This is a genomic window from Helicobacter sp. T3_23-1056 (assembly GCF_053654535.1).
In genome coordinates, this window is the sequence record NZ_JBSIUU010000008.1 from 58,559 (window position 1) to 83,759 (window position 25,201).

The 25,201-nt window shown below is 36.4% G+C and carries 30 protein-coding genes and 1 pseudogene; 8 read left to right on the forward strand and 23 right to left on the reverse strand.

Annotated elements, in window-relative coordinates:
- Positions 1 to 7 precede the first annotated feature (7 nt).
- From ACWIUO_RS05660 to ACWIUO_RS05675, 4 genes are read left to right on the forward strand one after another with little or no spacing between them, the layout of a single operon-like run.
- Positions 8 to 868, forward strand: a complete 861-nt coding sequence (locus ACWIUO_RS05660; protein WP_454176939.1) for a tetratricopeptide repeat protein — start codon at positions 8 to 10, stop codon at positions 866 to 868.
- Positions 868 to 2,331, forward strand: a complete 1,464-nt coding sequence (locus ACWIUO_RS05665; RefSeq protein ID WP_454176940.1) for a pentapeptide repeat-containing protein — start codon at positions 868 to 870, stop codon at positions 2,329 to 2,331. The genes ACWIUO_RS05660 and ACWIUO_RS05665 overlap by 1 nt, the downstream gene beginning before the upstream one ends.
- 12 nt (positions 2,332 to 2,343) lie before the next feature.
- Complete coding sequence (locus ACWIUO_RS05670; protein WP_454176941.1) at positions 2,344 to 3,030, forward strand: tetratricopeptide repeat protein; 687 nt, start codon at positions 2,344 to 2,346, stop codon at positions 3,028 to 3,030.
- A 59-nt stretch (positions 3,031 to 3,089) separates the two neighbouring features.
- Positions 3,090 to 3,737 carry a tetratricopeptide repeat protein gene (locus ACWIUO_RS05675; protein ID WP_454176942.1) on the forward strand — a complete coding sequence of 216 codons (648 nt, stop codon included), beginning with the start codon at positions 3,090 to 3,092 and terminating at the stop codon, positions 3,735 to 3,737.
- Between the two features lie 145 nt (positions 3,738 to 3,882).
- Here the strand turns inward: ACWIUO_RS05675 and trpD are convergent, their stop codons facing one another.
- The 6 genes from trpD to ACWIUO_RS05705 all read right to left on the reverse strand — a co-directional run bounded on the left by trpD (position 3,883) and on the right by ACWIUO_RS05705 (position 10,375).
- Positions 3,883 to 4,890 (reverse strand): anthranilate phosphoribosyltransferase, encoded by a 1,008-nt coding sequence (trpD, locus tag ACWIUO_RS05680; RefSeq protein WP_454176943.1) that lies wholly within the window; start codon positions 4,888 to 4,890, stop codon positions 3,883 to 3,885.
- A gap of 79 nt (positions 4,891 to 4,969) precedes the next feature.
- Positions 4,970 to 5,653 carry an anthranilate synthase component II gene (locus ACWIUO_RS05685; RefSeq protein ID WP_454176944.1) on the reverse strand — a complete coding sequence of 228 codons (684 nt, stop codon included), beginning with the start codon at positions 5,651 to 5,653 and terminating at the stop codon, positions 4,970 to 4,972.
- A 287-nt stretch (positions 5,654 to 5,940) separates the two neighbouring features.
- On the reverse strand, positions 5,941 to 6,426 hold the full coding sequence (locus ACWIUO_RS05690; protein WP_454176945.1) for a DUF411 domain-containing protein: 486 nt from the start codon (positions 6,424 to 6,426) through the stop codon (positions 5,941 to 5,943).
- 11 nt (positions 6,427 to 6,437) lie between these two features.
- Positions 6,438 to 8,300: an anthranilate synthase component I family protein gene (locus tag ACWIUO_RS05695; protein WP_454176946.1), complete on the reverse strand. Its 1,863-nt coding sequence runs from the start codon at positions 8,298 to 8,300 to the stop codon at positions 6,438 to 6,440.
- A 279-nt stretch (positions 8,301 to 8,579) separates the two neighbouring features.
- Positions 8,580 to 9,383 (reverse strand): carbonic anhydrase, encoded by an 804-nt coding sequence (locus ACWIUO_RS05700; RefSeq protein WP_454176947.1) that lies wholly within the window; start codon positions 9,381 to 9,383, stop codon positions 8,580 to 8,582.
- 239 nt (positions 9,384 to 9,622) lie between these two features.
- Positions 9,623 to 10,375 (reverse strand): YebC/PmpR family DNA-binding transcriptional regulator, encoded by a 753-nt coding sequence (locus ACWIUO_RS05705; protein ID WP_454176948.1) that lies wholly within the window; start codon positions 10,373 to 10,375, stop codon positions 9,623 to 9,625.
- A gap of 94 nt (positions 10,376 to 10,469) precedes the next feature.
- Here ACWIUO_RS05705 and ACWIUO_RS05710 point away from each other — a divergent pair, with 94 nt between their 5' ends.
- On the forward strand, positions 10,470 to 10,961 hold the full coding sequence (locus ACWIUO_RS05710; protein ID WP_454176949.1) for a YraN family protein: 492 nt from the start codon (positions 10,470 to 10,472) through the stop codon (positions 10,959 to 10,961).
- 272 nt (positions 10,962 to 11,233) lie between these two features.
- Here ACWIUO_RS05710 and ACWIUO_RS05715 read toward each other — a convergent pair whose 3' ends face one another.
- The 3 genes from ACWIUO_RS05715 to feoB all read right to left on the reverse strand — a co-directional run bounded on the left by ACWIUO_RS05715 (position 11,234) and on the right by feoB (position 14,697).
- Positions 11,234 to 11,356 (reverse strand): hypothetical protein, encoded by a 123-nt coding sequence (locus ACWIUO_RS05715; protein WP_454176950.1) that lies wholly within the window; start codon positions 11,354 to 11,356, stop codon positions 11,234 to 11,236.
- Positions 11,357 to 11,493: 137 nt separating this feature from the next.
- On the reverse strand, positions 11,494 to 12,201 hold the full coding sequence (gene ybeY / locus ACWIUO_RS05720) for an rRNA maturation RNase YbeY (RefSeq protein WP_454176951.1): 708 nt from the start codon (positions 12,199 to 12,201) through the stop codon (positions 11,494 to 11,496).
- Between the two features lie 60 nt (positions 12,202 to 12,261).
- The gene (gene feoB, locus ACWIUO_RS05725) at positions 12,262 to 14,697 is read right to left on the reverse strand and encodes a ferrous iron transport protein B (RefSeq protein ID WP_454176952.1); all 2,436 of its coding nucleotides are present in this window, start codon (positions 14,695 to 14,697) and stop codon (positions 12,262 to 12,264) included.
- A gap of 199 nt (positions 14,698 to 14,896) precedes the next feature.
- Between feoB and ACWIUO_RS05730 the strand changes: the two genes are divergently transcribed.
- The 3 genes and pseudogenes from ACWIUO_RS05730 (at position 14,897) to ACWIUO_RS05740 (ending at position 16,571) form a co-directional block, all read left to right on the forward strand.
- The gene (locus tag ACWIUO_RS05730; RefSeq protein WP_454176953.1) at positions 14,897 to 15,310 is read left to right on the forward strand and encodes a hypothetical protein; all 414 of its coding nucleotides are present in this window, start codon (positions 14,897 to 14,899) and stop codon (positions 15,308 to 15,310) included.
- The gene (locus tag ACWIUO_RS05735; protein ID WP_454176954.1) at positions 15,297 to 15,422 is read left to right on the forward strand and encodes a hypothetical protein; all 126 of its coding nucleotides are present in this window, start codon (positions 15,297 to 15,299) and stop codon (positions 15,420 to 15,422) included. Before ACWIUO_RS05730 ends, ACWIUO_RS05735 begins: the two co-directional genes overlap by 14 nt.
- 410 nt (positions 15,423 to 15,832) lie before the next feature.
- Positions 15,833 to 16,571 (forward strand): annotated as a pseudogene (locus ACWIUO_RS05740) (IS1595 family transposase).
- On the opposite strand, the gene ACWIUO_RS05745 reads toward ACWIUO_RS05740, so the two are convergent.
- The 14 genes from ACWIUO_RS05745 to ACWIUO_RS05810 all read right to left on the reverse strand — a co-directional run bounded on the left by ACWIUO_RS05745 (position 16,563) and on the right by ACWIUO_RS05810 (position 25,160).
- Positions 16,563 to 16,802 (reverse strand): hypothetical protein, encoded by a 240-nt coding sequence (locus ACWIUO_RS05745; protein ID WP_454176955.1) that lies wholly within the window; start codon positions 16,800 to 16,802, stop codon positions 16,563 to 16,565. The pseudogene ACWIUO_RS05740 and the gene ACWIUO_RS05745 sit on opposite strands and share 9 nt — an antisense overlap.
- Positions 16,803 to 16,910: 108 nt before the next feature.
- The gene (locus ACWIUO_RS05750; RefSeq protein WP_454176956.1) at positions 16,911 to 17,543 is read right to left on the reverse strand and encodes a hypothetical protein; all 633 of its coding nucleotides are present in this window, start codon (positions 17,541 to 17,543) and stop codon (positions 16,911 to 16,913) included.
- Between the two features lie 13 nt (positions 17,544 to 17,556).
- Positions 17,557 to 18,147 (reverse strand): hypothetical protein, encoded by a 591-nt coding sequence (locus tag ACWIUO_RS05755; protein ID WP_454176957.1) that lies wholly within the window; start codon positions 18,145 to 18,147, stop codon positions 17,557 to 17,559.
- On the reverse strand, positions 18,144 to 18,833 hold the full coding sequence (locus tag ACWIUO_RS05760) for a hypothetical protein (protein ID WP_454176958.1): 690 nt from the start codon (positions 18,831 to 18,833) through the stop codon (positions 18,144 to 18,146). The genes ACWIUO_RS05755 and ACWIUO_RS05760 overlap by 4 nt, the downstream gene beginning before the upstream one ends.
- Positions 18,818 to 19,549 (reverse strand): hypothetical protein, encoded by a 732-nt coding sequence (locus ACWIUO_RS05765; protein WP_454176959.1) that lies wholly within the window; start codon positions 19,547 to 19,549, stop codon positions 18,818 to 18,820. The genes ACWIUO_RS05760 and ACWIUO_RS05765 overlap by 16 nt, the downstream gene beginning before the upstream one ends.
- A gap of 17 nt (positions 19,550 to 19,566) precedes the next feature.
- Positions 19,567 to 20,370 (reverse strand): hypothetical protein, encoded by an 804-nt coding sequence (locus tag ACWIUO_RS05770; protein ID WP_454176960.1) that lies wholly within the window; start codon positions 20,368 to 20,370, stop codon positions 19,567 to 19,569.
- 8 nt (positions 20,371 to 20,378) lie between these two features.
- Positions 20,379 to 20,894 (reverse strand): hypothetical protein, encoded by a 516-nt coding sequence (locus ACWIUO_RS05775; protein ID WP_454176961.1) that lies wholly within the window; start codon positions 20,892 to 20,894, stop codon positions 20,379 to 20,381.
- Positions 20,895 to 20,904: 10 nt separating this feature from the next.
- On the reverse strand, positions 20,905 to 21,357 hold the full coding sequence (locus tag ACWIUO_RS05780; RefSeq protein ID WP_454176962.1) for a hypothetical protein: 453 nt from the start codon (positions 21,355 to 21,357) through the stop codon (positions 20,905 to 20,907).
- A gap of 10 nt (positions 21,358 to 21,367) precedes the next feature.
- Complete coding sequence (locus ACWIUO_RS05785; protein WP_454176963.1) at positions 21,368 to 21,562, reverse strand: T6SS effector amidase Tae4 family protein; 195 nt, start codon at positions 21,560 to 21,562, stop codon at positions 21,368 to 21,370.
- Positions 21,563 to 21,726: 164 nt separating this feature from the next.
- Positions 21,727 to 22,071, reverse strand: coding sequence for a hypothetical protein (locus ACWIUO_RS05790; RefSeq protein WP_454176964.1), 345 nt, complete (start codon positions 22,069 to 22,071; stop codon positions 21,727 to 21,729).
- 8 nt (positions 22,072 to 22,079) lie between these two features.
- Positions 22,080 to 23,996, reverse strand: a complete 1,917-nt coding sequence (locus ACWIUO_RS05795; protein ID WP_454176965.1) for a lipase family protein — start codon at positions 23,994 to 23,996, stop codon at positions 22,080 to 22,082.
- Positions 23,993 to 24,469 carry a hypothetical protein gene (locus tag ACWIUO_RS05800; RefSeq protein WP_454176966.1) on the reverse strand — a complete coding sequence of 159 codons (477 nt, stop codon included), beginning with the start codon at positions 24,467 to 24,469 and terminating at the stop codon, positions 23,993 to 23,995. Before ACWIUO_RS05800 ends, ACWIUO_RS05795 begins: the two co-directional genes overlap by 4 nt.
- Positions 24,442 to 24,615, reverse strand: coding sequence for a hypothetical protein (locus ACWIUO_RS05805; RefSeq protein ID WP_454176967.1), 174 nt, complete (start codon positions 24,613 to 24,615; stop codon positions 24,442 to 24,444). Before ACWIUO_RS05805 ends, ACWIUO_RS05800 begins: the two co-directional genes overlap by 28 nt.
- Positions 24,615 to 25,160, reverse strand: coding sequence for a hypothetical protein (locus tag ACWIUO_RS05810; RefSeq protein ID WP_454176968.1), 546 nt, complete (start codon positions 25,158 to 25,160; stop codon positions 24,615 to 24,617). The genes ACWIUO_RS05805 and ACWIUO_RS05810 overlap by 1 nt, the downstream gene beginning before the upstream one ends.
- Positions 25,161 to 25,201 lie beyond the last annotated feature (41 nt).

Sequence of the window (25,201 nt, forward strand, 5' to 3'; positions counted from 1 at the left end):
AGCAAAAATGAAAAAGAAAATCATCGCCTGTGTAGTGCTAGCTGTGCTAAGCGCGGGTATGGCAGCGATATATATTGATGAGATTAGGAGTTTTATCGGAAATTGTGGGGAGGATAGAGATGGCACATTATTAATTAGATGGTATTTTGATAACATTTCTTGTAATAAAGAGTCTTTTGGTAATCCTTGCAATAAAGATGAATGCAAATCTATTGGTCAATTTTATGCAGGGGATTTAGCAATTAATATAAAAACTACAAATAACATAAATATGGGGAATTTTCTTATCGAAAAAAGGGATTTAAAAAAAGCGATTTGCTACTTTGAGAGGGCTGTCGCTTTGGGGGATAGTAGTGCTTATCATCTGCTAGAACAATCTTATATGAGTTTAAAGGATTATAAAAAAGCAATTAGCTATTATGAAAAACTTATCGCTTCAGGGGATAATCGTGGATATGATTCGTTGGCAAGGGTTTATCATCTTGGACTAGGCGATTATGTTAACGCAAAAAAATATTATGAAATTGTGTGCGACAAAGTTAGTGATAGTCAATCAAATTCTTGCTTCCAGCTAGCGGCGATGTATGCAGATGAGCTCAATATCTATAACGGTGTGGTGCGCCGAGACTACCACAAAGCAGCAGAACTATACAAAAAAGTCTGCAATATGAAAGAAAAAAGCTTTGAAACTATGTATGCTTGCAATAGGTTAGGCGTGCTATATCGCGATGGAAAAGGCGTAGCACAAAATCTATCTATCGCTAAGCAATTTTTTGGTAAGGCGTGTGATTTGGCGTGTGATTTTGGCTTTATAAGCTTTTTGGGCTGTGATAACTACAAAGACTTAAATGAGGCAGGAGTAAAATGATGAAAAACACAGATACCACAATCTATGATAGCCCAAGCTGTCGTATAGAATCTAAATGCGATTCTATGATTTTGCATATTAAACAAAATGACAAAGAATCTTTTATCTTTGAAAATATTTTGGACAAGTGTTTAAAAAATAAAACACAAGAAAAGCTAGATACGCTTATCAAAAAGCAAGGCAACAAATACTATATCTACAAGCCTTTGAGCGTGTGCGAGTATAATGACGAGAAAAACTCAAGCGACAATGCAGAATCTAACACAAAATCTAGTGAATGCGACACGGAATCAAAACGCAAAAATTTTTACATAAAAGATGAGCTATCTTTTAAAAATTGTGTGTTTTGCAATGAAGTGCATTTTAAATACATAACATTTGCTCCGTTAGATTCTCTATCGCAAAATAAATGCAACGCGGAATCTAATAAAATTACACAAAATCCACAATCTTTGCGCATAGATTTTCAGCATTGCGTTTTTAAGGAGCGAGTGTATTTCACCAACTGCACATTTAATGCAAATGTGTTTTTTAACCACGCAGTTTTTTACAAATACGCGGACTTCCACGAAAGTATTTTTAATGGTATCGTATCGTTTTATAACGCTACTTTTAATTCCGCGCCAAATTTTTCTACTTGTGTGTTTAGCAAACTTCAAGGCACAGATTTTATCAATGCCAAAATAGATAAACTAAAATTTGCAACAATCAAAGACTTTATCAACGAATACGAAAATGACAAAACACATAAGGACGAAATAGCAAACACAACAGATTCTAAAGACAAAATCACAAAAAAGCACAAAATCCGCTATGCAAGCAATGCACGCGATTCATTTCGCACGATAAAAAATGTATTGATTGCAAATAATAACTTGCTAGACGCATCAAATTGGCATAAATTAGAACTCTATGCAAAAGAGCAAGAACTTAAACTGCAAAAACCCTGTTTGCTAACAAGTCCTAAAAAATGGTGTGATTTATGGCAACTCAAACTCTATCGCAAGACTTCAGAGCACCACACAGATTTGCTAAAGATTTGGCATACGCTTATGGTGCTAAATGGTGTGTTTGGACTACTTTTTGGGCTTATTTTGCTATTTGGTTATTGTCAAATTGATTTGCTTAAATGTGTAAATCGTTGCTTGCCTTGTGATTATGTATTTTGCAATGTGGGAAAGATTTGCATAAATACTTTGCTAGCGTTTATGTTTATTGTGCTGTTTTTTAGTGTGGTTAAGGGCAAAATCTCAAGGTTTATATTTATTGTGGTTGGTTACATAGCTTCGTTTATCATTCTTACTACAAATCCTAAGTATTTATTCCCCGCTGTAACGCTTTTTGACAAAAGTGCTAACCTTAGCCACGAAGCCACTATAAGTGCGATTTATACAGCACTATTTATTTTAATGATTTTTTCTTTGCAAAAAACCGCGCGCAAAAATTCCATAATCCCAAACTAAAAGGAGCAAAAAATGCGAAAAATGCAAAATCCAACAAGCAAAAAACCAACGCTAAAAAGAGCAATCCTAATATGTGGAATCTTAGCAAGTCTAGTAAATACAGGATTAAGTGCGCTAAACGAACAAGAGTGGGAATGGGCTATATATGAATGCCTTGATAAAAGCAATAAAAGTGTGTGTCAGGCATTGATTGATAATGGTTTGCCAAGTATTATGGAGGAATGCACTAAAGATGATTGCTATGGTGTAGGTTTGGTTTATCACAGAGCGGGGCATTATAAAGAAGCGATTTCTTGCTATGAAAAAGCTATCGCTTTCGGGGATAATAGAGGATATGGTATGTTGGGAGTTATTTACGAATCGCTACTAAATGATTATTTTAATGCAAAGAAATATTTTGAAATTGCGTGCAATAAAGTTGGCGATTTGCAATCAGATTCTTGCTACGACTTAGGGGTAATGTATTATGAAAGACAAGGTGTGCGCCAAGACTACCACAAAGCACACGAACTCTACAAAAAAGCTTGTGATATGAAAAATGCTATGGCGTGCAATGATCTGGGTGTTCTCTATGACAATGGGAAAGGCGTGAAGCAAAATCTATCCATTGCTAAGCAATATTATGACAAGGCGTGTGATTTAGGCGACCAAGTGGGGTGTGATAATTATAAAAAATTAGATAGCGCAGGCGTGCAATAGATTTTAGGTTTTTATCATAAAATCTATGTGATAAATCTACAAAAAAAGGAGACAAGCAAATGAAAAAAGCTATTTTTGTATGCGGAATATTGGCAGGTTTGGTGAGCGTAGGATATTCTGCGATGAGTGATGATGAGCGGACAAGGGCTAAACATAATTGCTTTGATAATGATGATAAAAGTGCGTGTCAAGCATTGATTGATAATGATTTATATAGCGTGGAGCAATGTGATGAATATACTTGTGGCTTTGCAGGTATGGTTTATATGCAAGCAGGACTTCATAAAGGGTCAATACCATACTTTGAAAAACTCATCGCTTTGGGAGATAATGATGCGTATCATTTGTTGGGATTCGCTTACGATCGATTAAATGATTATTTTAATGCAAAGAAATATTATGAAATCTCGTGCAATACAGGCAATGCAACACTAGGACAAAAAGATTCTTGCTTTGGATTAGGGTATATGTATCATACTGGAAAAGGTGTGCGCCAAGACTACCACAAAGCACGCGAGCTATGGAAAAAAGCCTGCGATATGAAAAATGCTATGGCGTGCAATAATCTAGGTGCTCTCTATGGCGAAGGACTAGGCGTGAAGCAAAATTTAACTATCGCCAAGCAATACTACGGCAAGGCGTGTGATTTAGGCGACCAAACAGGCTGTGATAATTACAAAAACTACAACGAAGCAGGCGTGCAATAGCAATATTGCAATAATAGCCTTGTTTATAGATTTTGCCAAAACAACCTTTGCCAAAATCTATAAACTTAAATCCACCTTCGACAAATTATTTTTCATCATTTTTGTGTCAAGATTTTATACAAACCATATACTTAGCATACAAAAATCATTCATTGCTTTTAGTGATAATCTCTTCTAGCTTTTGGGCTGCTTTGCCGCTATCGATTAGATTTTGTGCTAGTGCTACGCCATCTTTTATAGAATCCGCTTTATTTGCTAGATATAGCCCTGCGCCTGCGTTTAGGCACGCCACTTGAAGTTTTGCGCCCCTTTCTTTCCCACTCAAAATCTCTTTTAAAATCGTAGCGTTTTGGCTAGCGTCCCCACCTCTTAGCGCGTTTTTATCGCACGCCTCATAGCCAAAATCCTGCGGGCTAATCGTGTAAGTGCTGATTTTTTCGCCATTTACTTCATAGATTTGGGTTGGTGCGCTTAGTGAGATTTCATCGAGTTTGTCTAGTCCATATACGACAAGTGCGCGTCTTACGCCTAGATTTTGTAGCACCTTTGCCATAGGGGCTAGCAGTCTTTGCTCATATACGCCCATTATTTGCATTTGCGGATTTGCGGGGTTGCACAGCGGTCCTATGATATTAAAAATCGTGCGGATTGCTAGCTCTTTTCTCACGGGTGCGACATTTTTCATCGCGCTATGGTAGTTTTGGGCAAACAAAAAGCAAAATCCTGTTTTTTCTATGAGGGCTTTTGCTTTGTCTTTTGGCAATGAAATATTTACGCCCAATGCCTCAAAAACATCTGCCGCACCGCATTTTGATGAAAACGCTCTGTTGCCGTGCTTTGCGACTTTGACGCCACCTGAAGCGATGATAAGTGAGGCGGTAGAAGAAATATTAAACGAATGAGAGCCATCGCCACCTGTGCCTACGATTTCTAGCACTTCCCCGCATTCTAGGCATTCGCAATGCTCTTTTAGCGAGCGCACGCTAGCAGTGATCTCATCGATACTTTCCCCTTTGCAAGCAAGGGCGGTTAAAAAAGCTGCGATTTGAACTTCGCTTACTTTGCCATCCATTATGGCGTCCATTGCGGATTTTGCTTGCTTGGAGCTTAGATTTTCTTTGCGTATTAGCGAATGGATAGTATCGGTTATCATTTACTTCCTTTGTTGTGGGTTTGTTGTTTTGGATTTTGTAGATTTTGCGCTTTGTGTGGCTTTTGGCTAGATTTTAGCACTAAGCGATGTGTGCTAAAAAATTTTTCGCTACTTGGTTGCCTAGTGGCGTGAGGATAGATTCTGGGTGAAATTGCACGCCAAAGGTTCTGTATTGCTTATGTGCGATTGCCATTATGGTGCGCTCACTATGTTGATTTTGCAAATGTCGTTCCGCGTTTGCAATGTTATCTGCATTTTTTGGGGTAGATTTTAGGGTAGATTTTGTGGCAGGTTTGTTTGCTGATTTTGGCAAATAGCTTACGCGGGCGATGACTTCAAGGCAGGGGGGCAAGCTATCCTCTATAATCGCTAATGAATGATAGCGAGCCACCTCAAAAGATTTAGGCATAGAATCAAAAAGTGGCGAATCCTTGCAAACCTCTATCATCGAGCTTTTGCCGTGCATTATCTTTGGTGCATACCCTACCCTACCTCCAAACGCTTCGCAAATCGCTTGATGCCCCAAACATACCCCAAGTATAGGGATACGCGGGGCAAAGTAGCGAATCGCTTCTATGCAGATTCCTGCGTCTTTTGGGGCTTTGGGACCGGGGGATATGATAAGCCCTTTTGGTTTTAGTTTTGCGATTTGGGCTATGCTTAGTTCGTCATTTCGTATGACTTTGATTTGTGAGTAGATTTGTGCGATTTGCTGATATAGGTTGTATGAGAAGCTATCGTAATTATCGATTAAGACTAGCATTTATGTCCTTTTTTGCATTTTTTAGATTTTGATTGTGGGTTTTGGCAGGCTGATAAATTTGGCAGGCTAAAAAGCTGATAAATTTGACAAGCCCAAAAACAAAAAAAAAAAAAACGCAAAAATCTTTTTTATTTTGCGTTATTTTTATGGATTCTAGCGTTAGTTAGAATCTTTTTTTGATTTTGTTATTTTTTTGATTCTACTTGCTTTTTGATTTTGTTTGCTTTTAATTTTTGCCTTTTTTAATTCTACCATTTTCAATTTTTCTTTTTTTGATTCTACCCTTTTCATTTTTTCCCTTTTTCTATTTTACCCTCTTGGACAAGTTTATCGCCATTATAGATTCCTAGCATTTCATAATCGCCATTTTTTAGCAACAATATCACAGGATAATCCTCATACACCCCCTGCTCCATACCCGGGCTTCCTTGAGGCATACCCGGCGCAGTTATGCCGATGGCGTTTTTGGGCTTGTTTTTGAGTAGCCACTCTAGCGCACCAAGCGGGATATGCCCCTCTAAGACATAGCCATTTATCACGCCTGTATGACAGCTTTGATACTCGCTTTTTATGTTGTATTTTTCTTTGATTTTGTAAAATTCTGTGCTTTTTTGCACTTTTAGCGTGTAGCCTTTGCCTCGCATATATTCTACCCATTTATCACAGCACCCACAAGTAGGGCTTTCAAACACCTCGATTACTTTGCCATTATTCGCGCTCATTGCGATATTTAGCAAGCTAGCCAACATTAAAACACGGACAAAAAACCTCATCGTTGCTCCTTTTAGTGGTTTTTGGATTTTAAGATTTTATTTTTGGGATACTTTTTTTGGGGGGATTTTGTGCTTTTTTTGCTTTTTGCATTTTTTACACTTTTTGCGCGATAAAATCCAAAATTTGAATGCAACTTTTTAGCGTGCAGATTTTGCGTATTTTGCGAAGCGGTTTGTAACGCGTTTATCACGGCTTTTGCTTTGTTTTTGGTTTCGATATATTCTTTTTTGCCATCGCTATCATAGACGATTCCAGCTCCAGAGCGCACAAAAATATGATTTTTATTTTTTACCACCAAACGAATCGCGATGCACATATCCATATTTCCACTAAAATCTAGGTAGCCTATCGCACCGCCATAGATTCCACGATTTTGGATTCCTAATTTTTGGATTTCGCGATTTTTTATCGCGCTTTTTTGCTCTTTTTGAGAATGATTTTCTAGCTCGTGTATGATTTCACAAGCGCGGATTTTGGGCGCACCAGATAGCGTGCCAGCGGGGAAAATACTATCTAGCGCGCTAAAAGCGTCTTTGTCTTTTTTTAAAATTCCGCTAACCCTTGAAGAAATGTGCATAATATGCGAATAACGCACGATATTTTGATACTGCTCCACTTGCACGCTACCGATTTTTGCGACTTTGCCTATGTCATTTCGCCCCAAATCCACTAGCATATTATGTTCGCTTAGCTCTTTTTCATCGCGCAATAATTCATCGGCTAGCTTTTCATCTTGGGCTAGATTATTGCCGCGCGGGCGTGAGCCAGCAAGAGGATAGGTATAGATTGTGCCATTTTGGAGTTTTAGCAAGGTTTCGGGGGAAGCACCCGCGATTTCTAAATCTTTGCTTGTGAGATAAAACATATATGGCGATGGATTGCTAGTGCGAAGCACGCGATACACATCAAAAAGCGAGCCACGCGCTTTGGCATATAGCGGGTTTGATAGCACCACTTGGAAAATATCGCCCTCTTTTATGTAGTGTCTTGCTTTATCTACGATGGAGCAAAATCCTTTTTTGTCATAATAACTTTTGATAGCGCAATCTAGCTGAAATCCTTGTTTTTGGAATTTTTTATGTGGCTTTTTATCCGTGTGGCTAGTTAGGATTTGTTGTATGGATTCTAGTTTTTTTATGCCTTTTTGGTAGGCTAGATATTGTTTTTTTGTGCCTATGTCAATATTTGTTAGCAAAAGTAGCTTTTGGGCGAGATTATCAAAGATGATAAGACTATCAAACAAAAAAACTTCAATGTCTTTTGTCCCTGCTTTTTGACTCACTTTTTTTGCGGCTTTTTCTTTGGCAAAATCCGCCCTAAAATCTAGCCTTTTTTCGATAAGCCCGATATAATCATAAGCAAAATACCCCACCAATCCACCGCTAAAAGACGGGATATTTTCTATGCCAAATTGTGAAAGATTTGGGCTTTTATACATTTTTAGCACTTCGCGCAAGATTTCTTTTGGATTGGCGCGAAATACGATTTTTTTGGGCGTTTTTTCTAAAATCTCTTTGCCAAACCTTGCTAAATCTAGCAGTTTTTTTTCGCTAGATTCTATGCAGATACTATCCCTCACACACGCAATCCTAGCACTTGGCTCAAATCCCAAAAAACTATACCGCCCCCACTGCTTTCTATCCTGCATAGATTCTAGTAAAAATGCGTTTTTGGAATGGTTTTTTAGCGTTGAAATCGCCATTATAGGCGTGATAAAATCTGCGTAGAGTTCTTTATAAATGGGGAATTTTTTATGCTTTTTTGAGAGTTTTGGTAGGATTTTTGAGATTTGGTTAAAAGAAGGAAAAATATGTGGGAAATCTAGCGAAGTTTTAGAAGTGTCAAAAGATTTGCAAGATGTGGTTTTAGACATTTACAAAGCCTTGTTTTAGATTTTGTTTATGGGGTTTTGCCACGATTTGTGTCGTGCTTTTTTTAAGTTTTTTAAGCGTTTTTTTAAGCATTGTGTGTTTGCGATTTTTTGCACTTTTTGTGCTTCACGCTTTTTGCAAAATTGTAGCACAAAATCTTATACTTCTTTAGAGAATCTTAATTTTGAAAATCCTAAACCCCCTATTTTCTAAAATCTATTTGTGGCAGATTTTATCTAGCAAGATTTTAGTTTTGTTAAAATCTGCTAGATTGCCTAAAATTACTTGGCTAGGTTGATTTTTCTCTCATTAAGCGGTTGGATTCCACGCGTGTTGTTGCCAAAGATTTTGTGCAAAAGTTTGATTTGAGTCGTGCTAGCTTGGATAGGATTTTGCATCACTATCCATTTGACTTGCCCGCTACAAGGAGGCGTGGTAAGAGAGCCTACAAACTCATAATATGCGCGATTTTGGGGCAATAGCAAATCTAGCAAATCGCTAGAAAAACTTTTGGTTTCATTTAGATTTTTAGGCACAGATTGCAAGATAGACTTTAACGCTAGATTTTCTTTGCCCGCTTCTATGAAAACGCCGATGACAAGTAGATTACCCTGCTCATCTTTATGCACCAAATGCACTTCGGCAGGAAACTCTTTGCTATTTAGATGATTTTCAGATGGCGTGTGAAAATGCAGCTGTGCCAACACATAATGCTCATTTTCAAGCACAATATCACTACCTTTATCAAAATTTACCTGCAAAGTATGCCCGTTGTTGATAATATCGCGCGCAGAGCGTGCGTATTTGTCATTAAATACTAGCGTTGAAGTGGAATTTTGGGCGTTAGAATCCAAAATATCTATGGGGGATTTAAATCTCTCTGTGTCGCAGGATTTGTAGTCGCTATGTAGTTTGCCCCATTGTGCTGGTCCATTTTCCTTGCCATAGCCCCAATGGACTTGGTTTGCTAGCCCGCTAGAAGCGCAAAATGCCACAAACGCAAACGCGCTAAAAATAGCTCTTAAATGTCGCTTTTTGGAAAAATCCTCACAAGTTTTTGTGGTAAGTCTTTGTGCGTGTTTCATAAAGTAGCTCCGCTGTTGATTTTGGTTTATAAAACCAAACGCGCATTTTAACGACTTTATTTCAAAATCTTTTTAACAAAATGCAAAAACTATGCAAAAAATACACAAAATCTACATATTTTATACTTTTTACTTAACATTTATAAAATCGCAAGTATAAAAATTGCAAACAAAAATGCAGGGATAAAAAAGCGGTCGCAAAAACGCGCAAAATCACATTCTAAAAATTTACCAAAATCTTACGCCAAATTTGTCCAAACCGCCTGCACATCGTCATCTTCTTCGATTCTATCAAGGAGCTTTTCTAGCTCGGCTATTTGCTCCTCATTTAGCGTGATTGGGCTTGTTGGGATTCTCTGCAAGCTCGCCTTTTGCACGGCAATCCCTAGCTTTTCAAACCCCTCATTTAATGTCCCAAAATCGCTATAATCCCCAATCGCAGCGTATTTCTCTCCACCGCTAGAATCCGCCCCAGATTGAGAATCTGCGCTAGAATCCGCCCGCTCCAACTCCTCCAATCCATAATCAATCAACGCTAGCTCCACTTCCTCCGCGCTACTCCCCTCTGGCAAGGCAAACTCAAACACACTTTTGCGTGCAAACATAAATTCTAGCGAGCCGTTTGGGACGATTTGCGCACCTTGCGTTTTGTTAAAATAGCTCTTTATGTTGGCAATCGTGCGCGTGGGATTATCAGTCGTGCATTCGATAAAAATCAGCACGCCTCCACTTGCTTTGCCCTCATAAGTTACCTCGCTAAACTGCCCGTCCTTGCCACTTGCGCGCTTTATCGCCGCGTCAATATTATCCTTTGGCATATTTTGGGCTTTGGCATTGGCTATGGCGGTGCGGAGTTTGGCATTCATCGCGGGGTCGCCACCGCCCTCTTTTGCCGCCATTGTGATGACTTTGGCAAGTTTGGGGAATACCTTGCTCATCTTATCCCACCGCTTTTCTTTTGCCGCCCTGCGATACTCAAACGCTCGTCCCATTGTTTGTCCTTATGCGTGAAAATAAAAGCGAATTATATCATTTTTAGGCATAATTATTTTTGCAAAATATTTTTAGGAAAATCTAAGGAAATCTATGGATAAAAATCTCATAAAAAACACAAAATTTGCAAAATCTGCAAAATCAAAAACCACCAAAAACACCCCCAAAAATACAACAAAGCAAAAAGGCAAAATCGGCGAGGACAGGGCTTGTGCGTGGCTAGAATCTAATGGATTTAAGATTTTAGAGCGCAATTTTTTCACACGATTTGGCGAGATAGATATTATCGCGCTTGAAGTTTTGGATTTTAAGAATGGTTGCAAAAAAGATATAGTTTTGCACTTTATCGAAGTCAAAAACTACGCACGCGCCTGCCCAGCCTACGCTATCAGTCCCAAAAAACTTGACAAAATCTACAAAAGTATTGATATATATTTTTTGAAGCAAAATACGCAAGATAATCAAAAATTACCAAATAACACAGAATCTGTAAATGCCATAAACGCCCTGCCTTATTGTGTTTCAGCGATTTTGATACAGGGCGAAAAAATTAACTTTTTGACAAATGTAAGCCAAAATTTTTAAGGAAAATTTTTTATTGTAGTTAAACATACATTAAGGCTATTAAGGCGTCTAAAAATATGCAAATTTAAGAGTAACTCCGCCAAATGAGAGAGTAGCTCCGTGAATTTTAGATAGCAACTCCGCGAATGAGAGAGCAACTTCGCGCGAAAATCTATGTCATTGGTAGCTAGGATTTCGCTTTTGTCATTCCTACGCGGATTTATACAAAACCGCGTAGGAATCTTTTTGTGTTGTTCTGTTTTTGTATATCGCCACGCTTAACTAGCGTTCGCTCACAATGAAGGAAGCAGAATCATTGTCTGCAATGACGGAGTTTTTGTCATATTGAGCGCGTAAGCGCGAAATATCTCTATTTGCGTTTTTAGATTTTGAGATATTTCGGGCTTAAAAGCCATAAGTATGACAAAGAAAATTCTGTCATTGCAAGCAGTTTGGATTCTTTAGAATCGAAACTGCGTGGCAATCTATTTTGCTTATTTTTGCATTGTGGATTGCCACGAATTGCCACGATTTTGCACTATGCGCAAATACATTATTTGCAAGGCCAATTTGCGCGCAAAATTAGGCTTTGTAGATTTTGTGATAATTCTAGCTCAAATCCTAATCTTGCCATTATCTCGCGCTCTTTGTCCCTATGCTCCCCGCTATCGCGCTCGTGGTCAAATCCTAGCAGATGCAACGCCGCGTGGATAAATAAAATCGTGATTTCTATCTCCAAACTATGCTTAAATTTTTTGCTATTTTGCTTTGCTAAGGGGAGGTTTATCACTATCGCGCCAAGAAAATCTATGAAATCTATTTTGCTAGATTTTGCTTTTTTGCTAGATTTTGCACTAATTTTAGGCATTTGCATATTTTCAAGCGGGAAGCTAAGCACATCGGTAGCATAATCCTTGCCTAAAAATCCCCTATTAAATTCTCGCATTTTTACGCTACCAACAAACATTAGCTCAATATGAAAAAATTTGTTATGACTTCCCCCCCGATTTGTCCTGCGACTCTCCCCAAGACTTACTCCGCGACTTTTTACCCGACTAATTCTGCGACTGATTCGGCGACTCTCTCCACTACTTTCCCCGCGACTGATTCTGCGCATAGATTCTATCTCATTGTTTTGGCTATCCAAATCATCTAATACACCTTCAAATACGCAATCTAGCGCGACTTGAAGCGCAAAATCTAGCCTAGATTCTAGTGTGGTTGGTAGTGTGGTTTTTGTGTGGTTGTAGATTTCTAGCAAAGCCCTGTCCCAAAATCTAAAATGTAAAATCTACAAATTTTACAAAAATTCTCTTAAAATTTACCCCATAAAAAAGCTATATCCAAGATACGCCACCCAATACGCCACAAGCGAAAAAATATACGCCACAATCGTGGTAAAAACAAACAAATACCCTACAAACTTTATCCCTCCAGCCTCCCTACCAAAGCTAATAGTCGCCGCAAAACACGGAATATAAAACATCACAAACACCACAAAAGCAACCGCACTAGGAAACGAAATGCTATCTTTTAGCATTTCTTGCAATGAGCTAGAATCCTCCTCCACCTCATCGCCAAGCGCATAAAGCACGCCAAGCGTAGAAACCACCACTTCCTTTGCTGCAAACCCCGTAACAATCGAAATCGAAAGCCTCCAATCAAACCCCATAGGCGCAAAAATAGGCTCGATTATCTCTCCTGCCCTGCCCGAATAAGTAGCCCTAAGCAATTTTTCTTTTTTCTCATTTTCTAAATGCGCGATTTCCTCATCTTTTTGCTCATCATTCAAAGATTTAGATTCTAGCACTTCTTGTTTTTTGGTTTCATAGATTTCTTCTATTTGTGGGTTTTTGGGGTATTGCGAAGCAAACCAAATCGCCACAGAGGCAATAAGTATAAATCCGCCCGCTTTTTTTAGAAACATAACAACCTTTCCCCAGATGCTAAACCACACGGTGCGAAGATTTGGGATTCTATACTTTGGCATTTCCATCACAAATGGCTCATCTATGCCACGAAACAGCGATAATTTTAGCACTTTTGCCATACACAACGCCACCACGCCACCAAGCACATAAATCCCAAAAAGCACGAATCCAGCGTATTTGTCAGGGAAAAAAGCCCCCACAAAAAGCACATAAATAGGAAGCCTAGCCGAACAGCTCATAAAGCCAATCACAAAAAGCGTGATAAGTCGCTCGTTTTGGTTTTTTAGTGTGCGAGTCGCCATATACGCAGGCACAGAGCAGCCAAACCCCGCAATCATAGGGATAAAACTTTTGCCGTGCAAGCCAAATTTGTGCAAAAATCCATCAAACAAAAACGCAACCCTTGCCATATATCCGCTCCCCTCAAGCAATGCAATCCCAAAATAAAGCACCGCAATAAGAGGCAAAAACGCTAGCACCGTGCCAACCCCGCCGATGATACCATCGCAAATGAGTGAGGTCATCTGCGGATACTCGCTAAGCGTTTGTCGCAAAAAATCCCCAAAACTAGCAAACCCATCTTCTATGTAGTCTTTGGCAAATCCCCCCACATAAAAAGTCATCTCAAAAAGCAAAAACATAAGCAAAAAGAAAATAGGCAATCCAAAAACTCGATGAAGCAAGATAGAATCTATGCGTTTGGTGCGCTCTAGGGAATTTTGCAAGCTAAAATTTTGATTAAAATTTTTTAGTTTTTTGGGGGATTTTGGGGGTTTTAGATTTTGGAGTTGCGTATTTTTAGATTGCGGATTTTTAGGCTGTGGATTTTGCGGCATTGAGTTTGCAACATTCGCAGAAAAATCGTTGCTAGATTTTGGATTGGCATTGTTTGGGTTTGCTACTTCATCATTTATTTGATTTTCTACTTCTATTTGATTTTCTACTTCGTGGTAGCGTATGACTTCTTGGGCTGCGCCTTGTGCGAAGCTAATGCAATCTTGATTAAAAATACTTTGGATATTTTCCTCCCCACTTTGCTTTACTAGCCTAGCACTGATTTCATTTACAAAATCCATAACCTGCGTGTAGCAAGGCTTATCGTGCAAATACGCATATAGCCTTTTGTCAAGCCGAAGCAATAAAATCGCAATGATTCTGCTTGAGAGGGCTTCTTTTTGGCTTGGATAAGAATTTAGCTCATAAAAACTTTTTTGCAACAAAAACTCATCAATCTCGCCAATGCTAGATTCTAGCAAATCCCCATAAATGCGCTTAGACTCGCAAAATGGCTTATTGTGCGTATCGATTATGGTGTCAAAAAGCGTGTCTAGATTTTGCTTTTTTTGCGCGGATATGGCGATAGATGGGACGCCTAAGATTTCGCTTAAAAGCGCGGTATTTATATCTATGCCATCACTTTTTGCCTCATCTATCATATTTAGCCCTAGCACGCATTTTACCCCTAGCCCCATTATTTGCGCACTTAGGGCTAGATTTCGCGCTAAGTTGGTAGAATCTAGCACATTTAGCACGATGTCATAATTTCTAGATTCTAAAAAATCTTTGGTGATTTTTTCCTCTGGCGAATAGTCATTTAGACTATAAGTCCCGGGCAAATCTATGATATTTATATCCACGCCTTTGTAGCCAAATCGCACTTCATTTTTTTCTACCGTTACGCCACTAAAATTGCCGACTTTTAGATTTGCGCCACTTATAGCATTGATAAGCGAGCTTTTGCCGACATTTGGCTGTCCTACGAGGGCTATGGTAAGTTGTGGTTTGTTTTTGGGGGATTTTGTGCTGTGGCTAGTTTTTTTTGTCATAGGCTACTTCCTTAGATTTTGCTAAATTTTGGTTTTGTAGTTTTTGCGCAGATTTTGTGATTTTTGCCGTTTTGTTTTTTTATGAAATCCACTTACAAAGCTCTCAAAAACACGCAAAATCGTTTTAGTGCAAAATCGTTTTTTTGTGTTTGAAAACTTTAGAAAACTTTCAAAAACACTACTTTGTAAAAACACTTTTGTGGATTTTTTACGCCATTATTGTAATATAAAAATCATTATTTTGAGTTTAATTATCAACTTTTATCAAAAAGGCACAAATAATGAGAATCTAGCAAGAATTTTTAATTTCAACGACTTGTCATACTTAGTTTTTGTAATTTTGGGTTTTGCAAGATTTGGTTTTGCGAGATTAGAATTTGCGAGAAAAAACCAAATATCCAAAAATTGCAGCTACTGCGAGCGGATTTTGCAAAAATCCGCGTGGCAATCTAAAATAAGCCCCCTCCCTTGCGGAGGGGCTAGGGGGTGGGTTTTTTTGTCATTGCAAGCCTTGCATTTTATCAAATGCAAGGCGTGGCAATCTATAATTACACTACCACCGTCATTGCGAGAATCTGCAAGCATAGTGAAGCAGATTCGTGGCAATCTATAAAAGAATTTTGTCATACTTAAGCGAATCGAAGTATCTCAAAAAAACCATAGATTGCCACGATTCTACGCTACGCGCAGAAACTCACAATGACAAAATGTCTTTTTCTAAATAAAAATACCCACCCCCTTAATCCCCCTCCGCAAAGGGAGGGGGAACAACAAGGGGAAAAAAGAAAAGAAAAAAAAATCCACCTCGTGCTAAAGTAGGGGGTTTATGTGGATTTTGCTTTTCGCAACCGCGCCCCATTTGCGCTTGTGCACTAAATCACTACTTCGTAGCTGTGGGCTTGCGCCACGATTTTAGCCTTTTTTGACAAAATCGCAGATTTTCACAATAATGTTTTGCTATTGTTGGATTTAGATTTTCCATTATTGCCATACTAACTCTTTTTGCAAAAAATATTAGTATGACAAAAAGCAATAAAAATCTTACAACAAATACAAAATCTACAAATAACGCAAATTTGCAACATAATGAGATTGGCTCAAGACAACTTAAGCTCAAACAAAGGAGCTTTAAGTTATGATGCGCACGATGAAAAAAAAGTATATTATTAGTTCAAGAATTAGTGAGGCAAAAACAAGAGAGAGATTCTTAAATATTTCTGCCTTGATATTGAGGCTGTAAAAATCGCAAAATTAAGCAACATTTCTCGCCAAAGTATCAATAAAATTTGCAAAAATATTAGAGTTTTAATCGCAAAAGAATGCGAAACAATATCTAAAATGCAAGGTGAAATAGAAATTGATGAGAGCTATTTCGGTGCTAAAAGAGTGAGAGGAAAAAGAGGGCGTGGAGCAGATAAGAAAACGCCTGTATTTTTGCTTCGCTAATACTTGCAACTGCAAGCAGAAGGAATGTTAAAACGAAATGGTTGCGTTTATACACAAGTAGTCAAAGGTTGCTCTGCAAGTGAATTATTGCCGATATTGCGTGATTGTAGCGATTTAGCAGAATCTATAATTTATAGCGATTGTTGGGGTGCGTATGATGGATTAGTGGATTTCGGTGCAAAGGCACATTATCGTGTCAAACATAGCAAAAATGAATTTGCGTTAGGCAAGAATCATATCAATGGAATCGAAAACTTCTGGGGTTATGTTAAATATAGACTTACTAAATTCAAAGAAATCAAAAAAGAGAATTTTATGCTTCATCTAAAAGAGACAGAATTTAGATAGCCATAACCAAAAATCAAGGACAAGATTTGTATAAAATTTTGTTAAAAATTATAAGAGAAAATCTGCTTAAGTTAAATTGAACCATCATTAAATGTTGCATAAAATGCGAGTTTTGGGACATATTCAAACTCACAATCCCTTTGATAAACTGTATTCTCATCAATGATAATACTACATTTATCATTCTTAGCATCTGCGATGAAAGACATATAATTCGCTTTAAGTCTGCTTTGGATATTTTGCGAAATTTCATCTGCGCTCAATAACACCACGCTAAATGCAATACATAGAGTTAAAATACACCTTTTCATTTTTATCCTTTATATTGTTCTAATCCTTTTTTAAGACTTCCTCTTATCACTAATCCAGCTTCGGCTTTTGGCAAAATCTATACTGCTCATTTGTGAATTGCCTTAATATTATTTACATTTCCCATTTTTATAGCATTTATCGTTCAATTCTATTATTAACTCATCAGTTATAGATTCTAGCGGGATTAGATTCGCCATTTTAGCGTCATCGCGTGGTTGGCGGTAGTAGATATTCATTTTATCAAAAACATATTCACTAGATTGGGCGTCTTTACCATTGAGTTTGAAATCTTCTACACTGCGTTGATAGAGATAAAATCCATCGTTGATAAATTTAAATGTATAATAGGATTTCCACACTGCTTCATTTCTAAAATCATTTATACCAAAGACAATGGTAAAATAATCGCCCTTAAAATCTATGCGTGATTCTATAGAGTGTGTCCCATCCGCACAAAATATATTTAGCAACTTATCTGTATCTGCGATAGCTACGCAATGGTTTTCTTGGTAGTGTAAGTGTCCTTCGCTATGCCCTTCAACCTCTGTGCGAATAAAAATATATTGTTTATTGTGAAAAGTTTTTTCATAAACATTTGTATTGTGGGAATCTACAATTTCTACATATTCTTTGGCTGTGGCTTTCTTTAAAGTTTCTTTTTTAAGTTTTTCTATATCAAGCGCACTTGCATTTGTGAGCGTTAGCATATAAAGCACAAAAAGCAAACTTAATTTTTTCATTTTCTCATTTCCCCTAGCACCGCTCTACTATTTCTACAATCTTAAATGTGCCATTGCCTAAATCAAACAATATATAGCTATCATAGCCACAATCTTGTGCGTATGTAATTGTGAGCTGTTTTTTGTCCTTGCTCCACTCATATTGCGCATACCATTCCTCGCTCTCGCACTTATAGTATTTAGATTTTTCACTTCTGCATTTGCCCTTGTATCGATAATTTTGCTTTGGCAATGTCCCTAAAAATTCAAGTTTATATTCATATAGCCCCAAATCCATCGATTCTCCGCTTCCCCATCGCTCCCAATATAAAGTCCCTTTTGCCTTTTTTAGTTTGTCGTGTGCTTCTTGCATACTTTTGGCTTTTATTATGGTAAATATAGGTCCTCCACAAGCGTCTAAATCGTATTTAGGATTTACCACGACTTCATAACTATAAGTCTCTCCATTGCTCAATTTTTCAGTTACCCGCCGCAATTCAATCTTGCTCTTATCGAGCTTTTCAAACTCACAATCCGCGTAATCCCATTGCCAATCATCTTTTGCATTCCCTGCAAACGCAATCGACACAAACGCTACCAAAATTACCAAACTTAATTTTTTCATTGTTTCACTCCCTTTTTTAAATTGCCACTAGATTCGCGTGAATCGCCCACAAGTGCGCCATTTTTGTCAATAAGATTATCACTTGTAGCTTTTTTAATAATATAGCTTAATGCGTTGTAATCATCTTCTTTTCTTTTTGTCATAATAGATTCATAATATTCCTTTGGATTTGGATAAAAGATTTTCTCAAATATAGGCTTATGTGCGGGAATATTGTAGATAAATTGCGTGATTTGCCTAAAGGTGTTTATATATTCATCTGTTATGCAATCTTCTTGTGCCATTTCAAAATGGATAGGATTTCCCCTCATTCCCTCTTCCTCCATTTCTGTATGTGCTTTTGCGATACGCTCCATACTCTCATCGATACATTTTCGTCTATTTTTTATCATATCAAGCGAGACTTGCTTGATTTTGGGTTTATCTTTAGAATCGATATTTTTCATCACAAGTCTATAATAGCTTGAGTAAAAATTATCTTGCAAGGCAAGAGAAACATTAGAATCTATGTAGCTAAAATCGCCACAAATTGCGCCCTCATCGTCATATTGCGCTTTATCGCAATCAAAGCTAGGTGCGATAAATCTTTGTGCTATCATCTCATCATAATTGAGGGCATTAAGGTTTGTGAGCGCGATACTTGCCATCACAAATAAACTAACTAAAATCTTTAAAAATATTTGCATTTTTTTTTGCTCCCTTTATTTAAATTTTCACTAGATTCGCGTGAATCGTTATGCGAATCACCCACAATCGCGCCGTTTTTGTCTATCAAGTCATCATCATAAAGCGATTGTAACAAATCGCCCCATATCTCATCATAACTATCCATATAACTATTCACATTATTTGGCAATATTTTGGTAAGCATTGCTTTATATTTTCCTGTATTTTTTGGAAAGATTTTTGCAAAAAGTTCTGTGTCATTTTCTAACAAAAATTTTGTTAGATTACGCGCTCCCTCAAAATATGCTATTTCTATTTGCACTTGATTAGCATTTTGTGCGTTATCTGGTGTGCTTGGGTAAGGCTCACTATTAGGGTCAAAGCGATTTGCATAGCGTTGCGCATCATCTTTGGCAGTTTGGGCGATTTGTGGCAATAAATCATCGCGCTTTTTCATTGCTTTTTTGGCGATATTTTTTACACTTGGCTTTTTGTCTTTGGCAATGTAGCGCATTATGAGATTATAATAACTTGTAAAAAAGCTATCTTGATATTGATTATGCTCATTTTGTGTGATATATTGTTTGTTACATAAATACGCTTCTATGGTGTGAAATTTGGCTTTTTGGCAATCAAAACTTTGCCCAGCAGATGAATCAAACTCCGCTACTCGTTGAAAAATAGATTCTCCATATATAGCCCCTATCATCACGCATAAAAGCAATATTTTTGCCATATTTACTTCCTTTTCAATTAGTTGAAATCTTTGAAAATATCATTATTATTTATCCTATTGTAAGCATCTCTCCTATCGGTTAATCCATTTGTTCCACCATTAACGAGAATACTGATGGCTCGTTGAGATTGCGTTAAGTTTATGCTTTGTTTGTTTGTATTATCTATTGCTTGTGTTGTCTTATTGCCATTTGTTTTATCATCTGCTATTTCATAAAGGTATTTTTCTCGCCAAGCTACTATTTTTCCTTTATTTGGATATTTCTTATCGTTCCAAAACCATACTGCACTAAGTAGAGCTACTCTACCATTAGTTATTAGTTCTTTTCTGTGTTCTTCGTTGTTTAAAAAATCTTTTTTATTGTTTGGATTATTAGCATTGTAGAAAGACTGAAACTCCGCATAATTATTCTTGCCCGTCAGTTGTTTGATTCCTCTACCTCTAAAATCCCAGCCATCATCATCGCCTTTATTGCCATTTTTATCGCTATACACATAGTTTGCAATAGCTTTTGCCCTACCAGATTTTAATGTTATCAACTCATCTGCCTTTGCAGTATCATTTTTAAATTTGTCAAAAACTTCTCGCAACCTGTTTGCTGTTGTGTAATTAAATTTTTCCTCCAAACTAAACCCTCTTCCTCCCACCTCCACGCAGCATTGCGCAAAGACATGCTCCAATCTCGCTCGTGAATCCAGATAATAATGCACATACATTGGCTTATCATCTTTGATTCTATTAAGTTCATCGGCAATCTCTTGTAAAATTTGGATTTTGTTTTGCTCACTATCTTTTACCCTATCAAACACTTCTCTTAGCATTGCAAGCGTTATTTGTGGGTGTTTGGCAAGATTATTTTTTGATTTTGCACCACATAAGATAGCGTCATATCCACATCACTTGCCAGACTAGCAAGCCTAATGGGTTGTGCGTTGTTATCATTGCTTTGTGTGTCATTATCAAAATCTGCTATATCCTCATCTAGCTCAAATATATCTTTTGCTTTTGGTTCGCCTTGCAGGATTAGTGGTGAGCCTTTGTCTGTGATGACTTGAGAGATGGCTTGGGCTAGGACTATTTTTTGATTGTCAATTTCTAGCAATATGGAGCAAATCGAATTTGGGATATTTACTAATTTCGTGCAATGGCTAGGCACACCTGCAATATTATTGGTGCAGCCCACAATGGTAGCATTTGCTAAATCGCTTAGGCTTATCATTCCTGCGTCATTACCATTAGAATCTTGCACACACATTGTGTCTTTTGTGGTTGATTGAAGCACTACTTTGCCTTTATGAGCACATTCTATAGAGTCAGATTCTAGCAAGGGATTTAGTGGTGGCATTGTAGATTCCTTACTCACACTCTTTGCAGTATTTTTTGATTATTCGCTCCACTTCGGCTTGATATTCGGGGGACTCATACATTTTTAGACATCTTTTGGTGAAGCCTCCTATCAATGCCAATTCTCGCCGTTTTTCTGGGTATTGTGGAATGTGCGCTTCTTGCTCATCGACATACTTTTTTAATTCCACAAAACCTTCGTCATTAAAATCCAAAATCCTGCATACACTTTTTAGCGACAAATCGTGGTATTGAGGATTTTGCAGTCTATCGAGCAATGAAGGCGAAAAGCAATAAGCAAGCCCATAAGATTTTAAATCTGGTGTGGCGCAGTATATTTTGTTGCAGTGCCCATCGTAATATTGCTTTTTGAATCTATCGCAAATGCTCGCCTCTGCAAAACACATAGTATAGCTTATGCAAGCAACCATTGCGATATGCAAAATCTTGGTATGCCTTTTCATTATAATTTTCCTATGATAATTGCCAAAAGCAAATTTCTTTAACGATAACTTTTTTGTTATTGCTAGCCAAATAATCATCTGCACCATATACCACATCAACAAACTTTTGCCCATCCCATAAAGTAGTATGTCCTACAGCACTGCTAAATCCTTTAATTCTCATAAAAACAATGCCATTTTTGCTACATTTACTAAAATCTTTCATTATAAACCTTTTTAAGAATCTGCTATTTTATTTTATGTTTACATATACCTTTTTGCGCTTTCAAACTTAGTCATTTGTATAGATAAATTTTACCCTGTTTAAAAAGAACATAGCCAAGTTCAGATTCTTTATAATGATAAATTTCAATGTCATCTATATCTATCTTAAAAACAGGGATTCCACACCAATGCATTGTGATTTGCATTTGAATCATTAAAGTTTGGATTCTCATTAGAATCTAAATCTCCAAAGAAACATTCATTATATGACATAGTGGATTCTGTGCCACCTGTGAGTAAAGTAGAATCTAAAAATACATAAATATTATAGTTTTGCAAATCCTCTTTTGTAATGTTCGTAACATTATTAGATTCATCATTTATTGTATTGTTTTTGATAGATTCATAGATTTGACTACGGATTGTATGACAATCTATGATTGCGTTATTATCACAAAATAGATAAACACTATTTTTGCTTACACTAATTGAAATGATAAAATTTTCCACTATAATTCCTAAGAAGCGATAAATACTTTATTTTTACCACCAAAGTATAATCCTTGTATGATTTTGCATTTGCCACCTAAGCATTGCTCTTCCCATATTTGATTAAGGCTTAAATATGTGTTTGAATTGTAGCCGTAAATACCACTTATATTCTCTTGTGTTTCTAGCGGATTATTATCCTTATCTATAAGGATAAAGTTTTGATACTGCTCTATGCAAATCTTATATGCTATATTATTTTTGTCATTGATATAATCACATTGTTTTCTTGTTTTTTCAAAAAATGCTTGGGGTAGAATCTTTATGTAATATTTATCTTTAGACAAAGAGATAATCAAATCAACAATCTTATCTTTTGTGATAGCAGATTCGATATAGTTACTTTTACCCTGTTTTAATACTTCGATTTTATGTATTTTTGCATTGATAATAGAAAAGAAAAAAGAGAGATAGTCTATTTGTTTTTTGTTAAATAAATTAACTATATTGGATATTAAAAAATGTGGAATAAATATCGGCGTTACTATATGATAGATTGTTCTTTGATATTTTTTTTGATTGGTTGTATTGATTCTATCAAGGATAAAAGTTTCTGTATGCGTTTTAATATCTTGGTTAAATTTATTTAAATATTCTATGGTTTGTGTTAAATTTTTATCTTTTATTTCGTTTGCATTAGATTCTAAAAGATAAGAATAAAAGTAGAGGGTTTGGGTAAGGGGGATAATGGAATGTCCACCTGTCATTCCATTATCTGTCATTATAGTATGCAATATTTTATTGTCGGCGTATTGATTGTCCTTATTTAATCCTAGCTTAATGCCTAACTTTGATATAGGAGAGCCTAGATACCATTCATTTTTATATGGATTATTGCTAGATTCGCAGTGATATATAGAATCTTGAATGGATAGTTTGTAATCATGGTTTCTGTGTCCTATGTAATTATCCAATAATTGTTGGTAATATGGGGAAGCAGACTTATTATATGACAACTCTTTTATTCTAATGAAATATGGAATAAATCCATCAATATTACTTGTCATTATGTCCACAACCAAAGCAACGCCATAATATTTATCTAGGTATTTTTCTCTATTGTTAAAACATTCATAAAAAGCATTCTCTAATTTTTGTTGAAATTGCTTGGAATTGATTAAATGTTTATATTGAGTATTTTTTATGTTGTCAAATAAAGATTTTTGCATTTCTAAGTAAAAATATCGCTTTAATCCATTAGGATATTTATCAATATTGACAATGAGCATATAAGGTGGCTTTAAATCCCTTGCGCCCGGTGCATTGTAAGTATAAAGAGCTTTTATGTTGCCTCTATCATTGGCATTGCAAAGACTTAAGACTAATAATTGCGCTAATGCACCACCGAGTGAGTGCCCTGTGATGGTTAAAGATTGCTTTTCTTTTATTTGTGGATACGAATCAACGCAATCTTGGTAAAATTTAAGCATATCTTTATATTGATTTGGTGTATTTTTGCCTAATAATTGCCTATCGCTTATCCATAAGTCTTTACTCCAAAAACCCTCTGTCCCTCTTATTGCAAATATAAACTCTTTGGTAGATTTGTTTTGAAATAATGTAGCAGAGAATCCTGAATCTGTATTTGGGCAGTGCTTGAGTAAATCATAGCGTTCAAAAAATCGTTTAGCTTGAGTAGGGGTGAAATCACCTTCAAGTTCGTGCGTATTAAAGAAAGTGCTATCGTCTGTTTTGTATCCATTATAATCCATATTCAATATATCAGTTAGAGTTATTATTGGAGTGTCTTTTCTATTAAATTTTTTCACAGCTTTTTCTTCAAATTTTTTACCCTTCAAATGAAAATACCCATAACTAGCCCAAGCAAGTTCTGCATTGTCTCTTAATCTTTCAATTCGTTCTTTATTTGTCATTATTGCACTCATTTATTCAATACTTCCTTGCAATACAACGAACGCTCACGCCATTCCAAGTTATACGAAGCATAACTTTCTCTATCCAAATAGTAGGCAAATGTTTTATAGTCTGGGACAATCTCTGCGTTGCTGATATTATTTCTATTGATTATTGAATCTTTTGTATAAAATATGACAAACGCTTTTGTGCGATAGTTTATAACAATCCAATCAAGGTCTGTTCTATATTCAGCTATTTTTTGTAATTTAAACAGATTTTTGTTTAATAAATCATAGTTAATTGTATTTAAACTCAGCCCATAATACGCCAACATTTTATTATATTTTTCCTCATTATTTGGTAATTCATTCAGCTTACATAATTTCTTAATCTCCCAATAGCTAGGCTGTAATGGGAAAAGTATGTAATATGGTATTATGCCAGAAAAATAACCAGCCATTAGCAATATTACAACTATAAAACATACGAAAAATTTAAACATAATTTATCCTTTGCCTCTTTTGCCTCTTTAACACTTTGTGCAACATTTTCGTCCAACTTATTACCGACCAGATGAAAATATCCATAACTTGCCCAAGCAAGTTCTGCGCAATCTTTTAGGTTATTTATAATCTGCATATTTGACATTACCTATCCTTTAAAAAATAATCACAATCTAATTTGGTTGTCGGCATTCTAAAATCTCCACTTCCCTCATTAAATTCTATGTCATTAACGCTCCAAGTCTGCCATTGTGGTTTCATAGATATTCTAGTAATGTGTTGTTTGCCTTGTGGCTTATCACTATTAAATTCTATCTCTGTTATCGTATCTATTCGAGTGCTAATATGATCATCATACAAAATCGCTAATGACGGATATATGTATCTATTTTCACCATATTTTATTTTTTTAGTTGCTCCCTTTTGCTGATACCAGTTTAATGTTGTGGTTTCTTGAAATTTATCATAATCTAATGTATCTAAATCAATGCCATACAAATTTAATATTTTGTTATATTTTTCCTCCCCATTTGGCAAATTATTTATTTTACACAATCTCTTAAACTCCCAATGGCTAGGTTGTAACGCATAAGGCGTATAATATAGTGGGATTCCTATGAGATAGATTATCCACGCAATAAGCAAGGTTAAAATAATCTTTTTAGGTTTTAGGTATTTTTTGATTTGCATTTACTCTACCTCTTTAAACTAGATTTTAATTTCATAAAAAG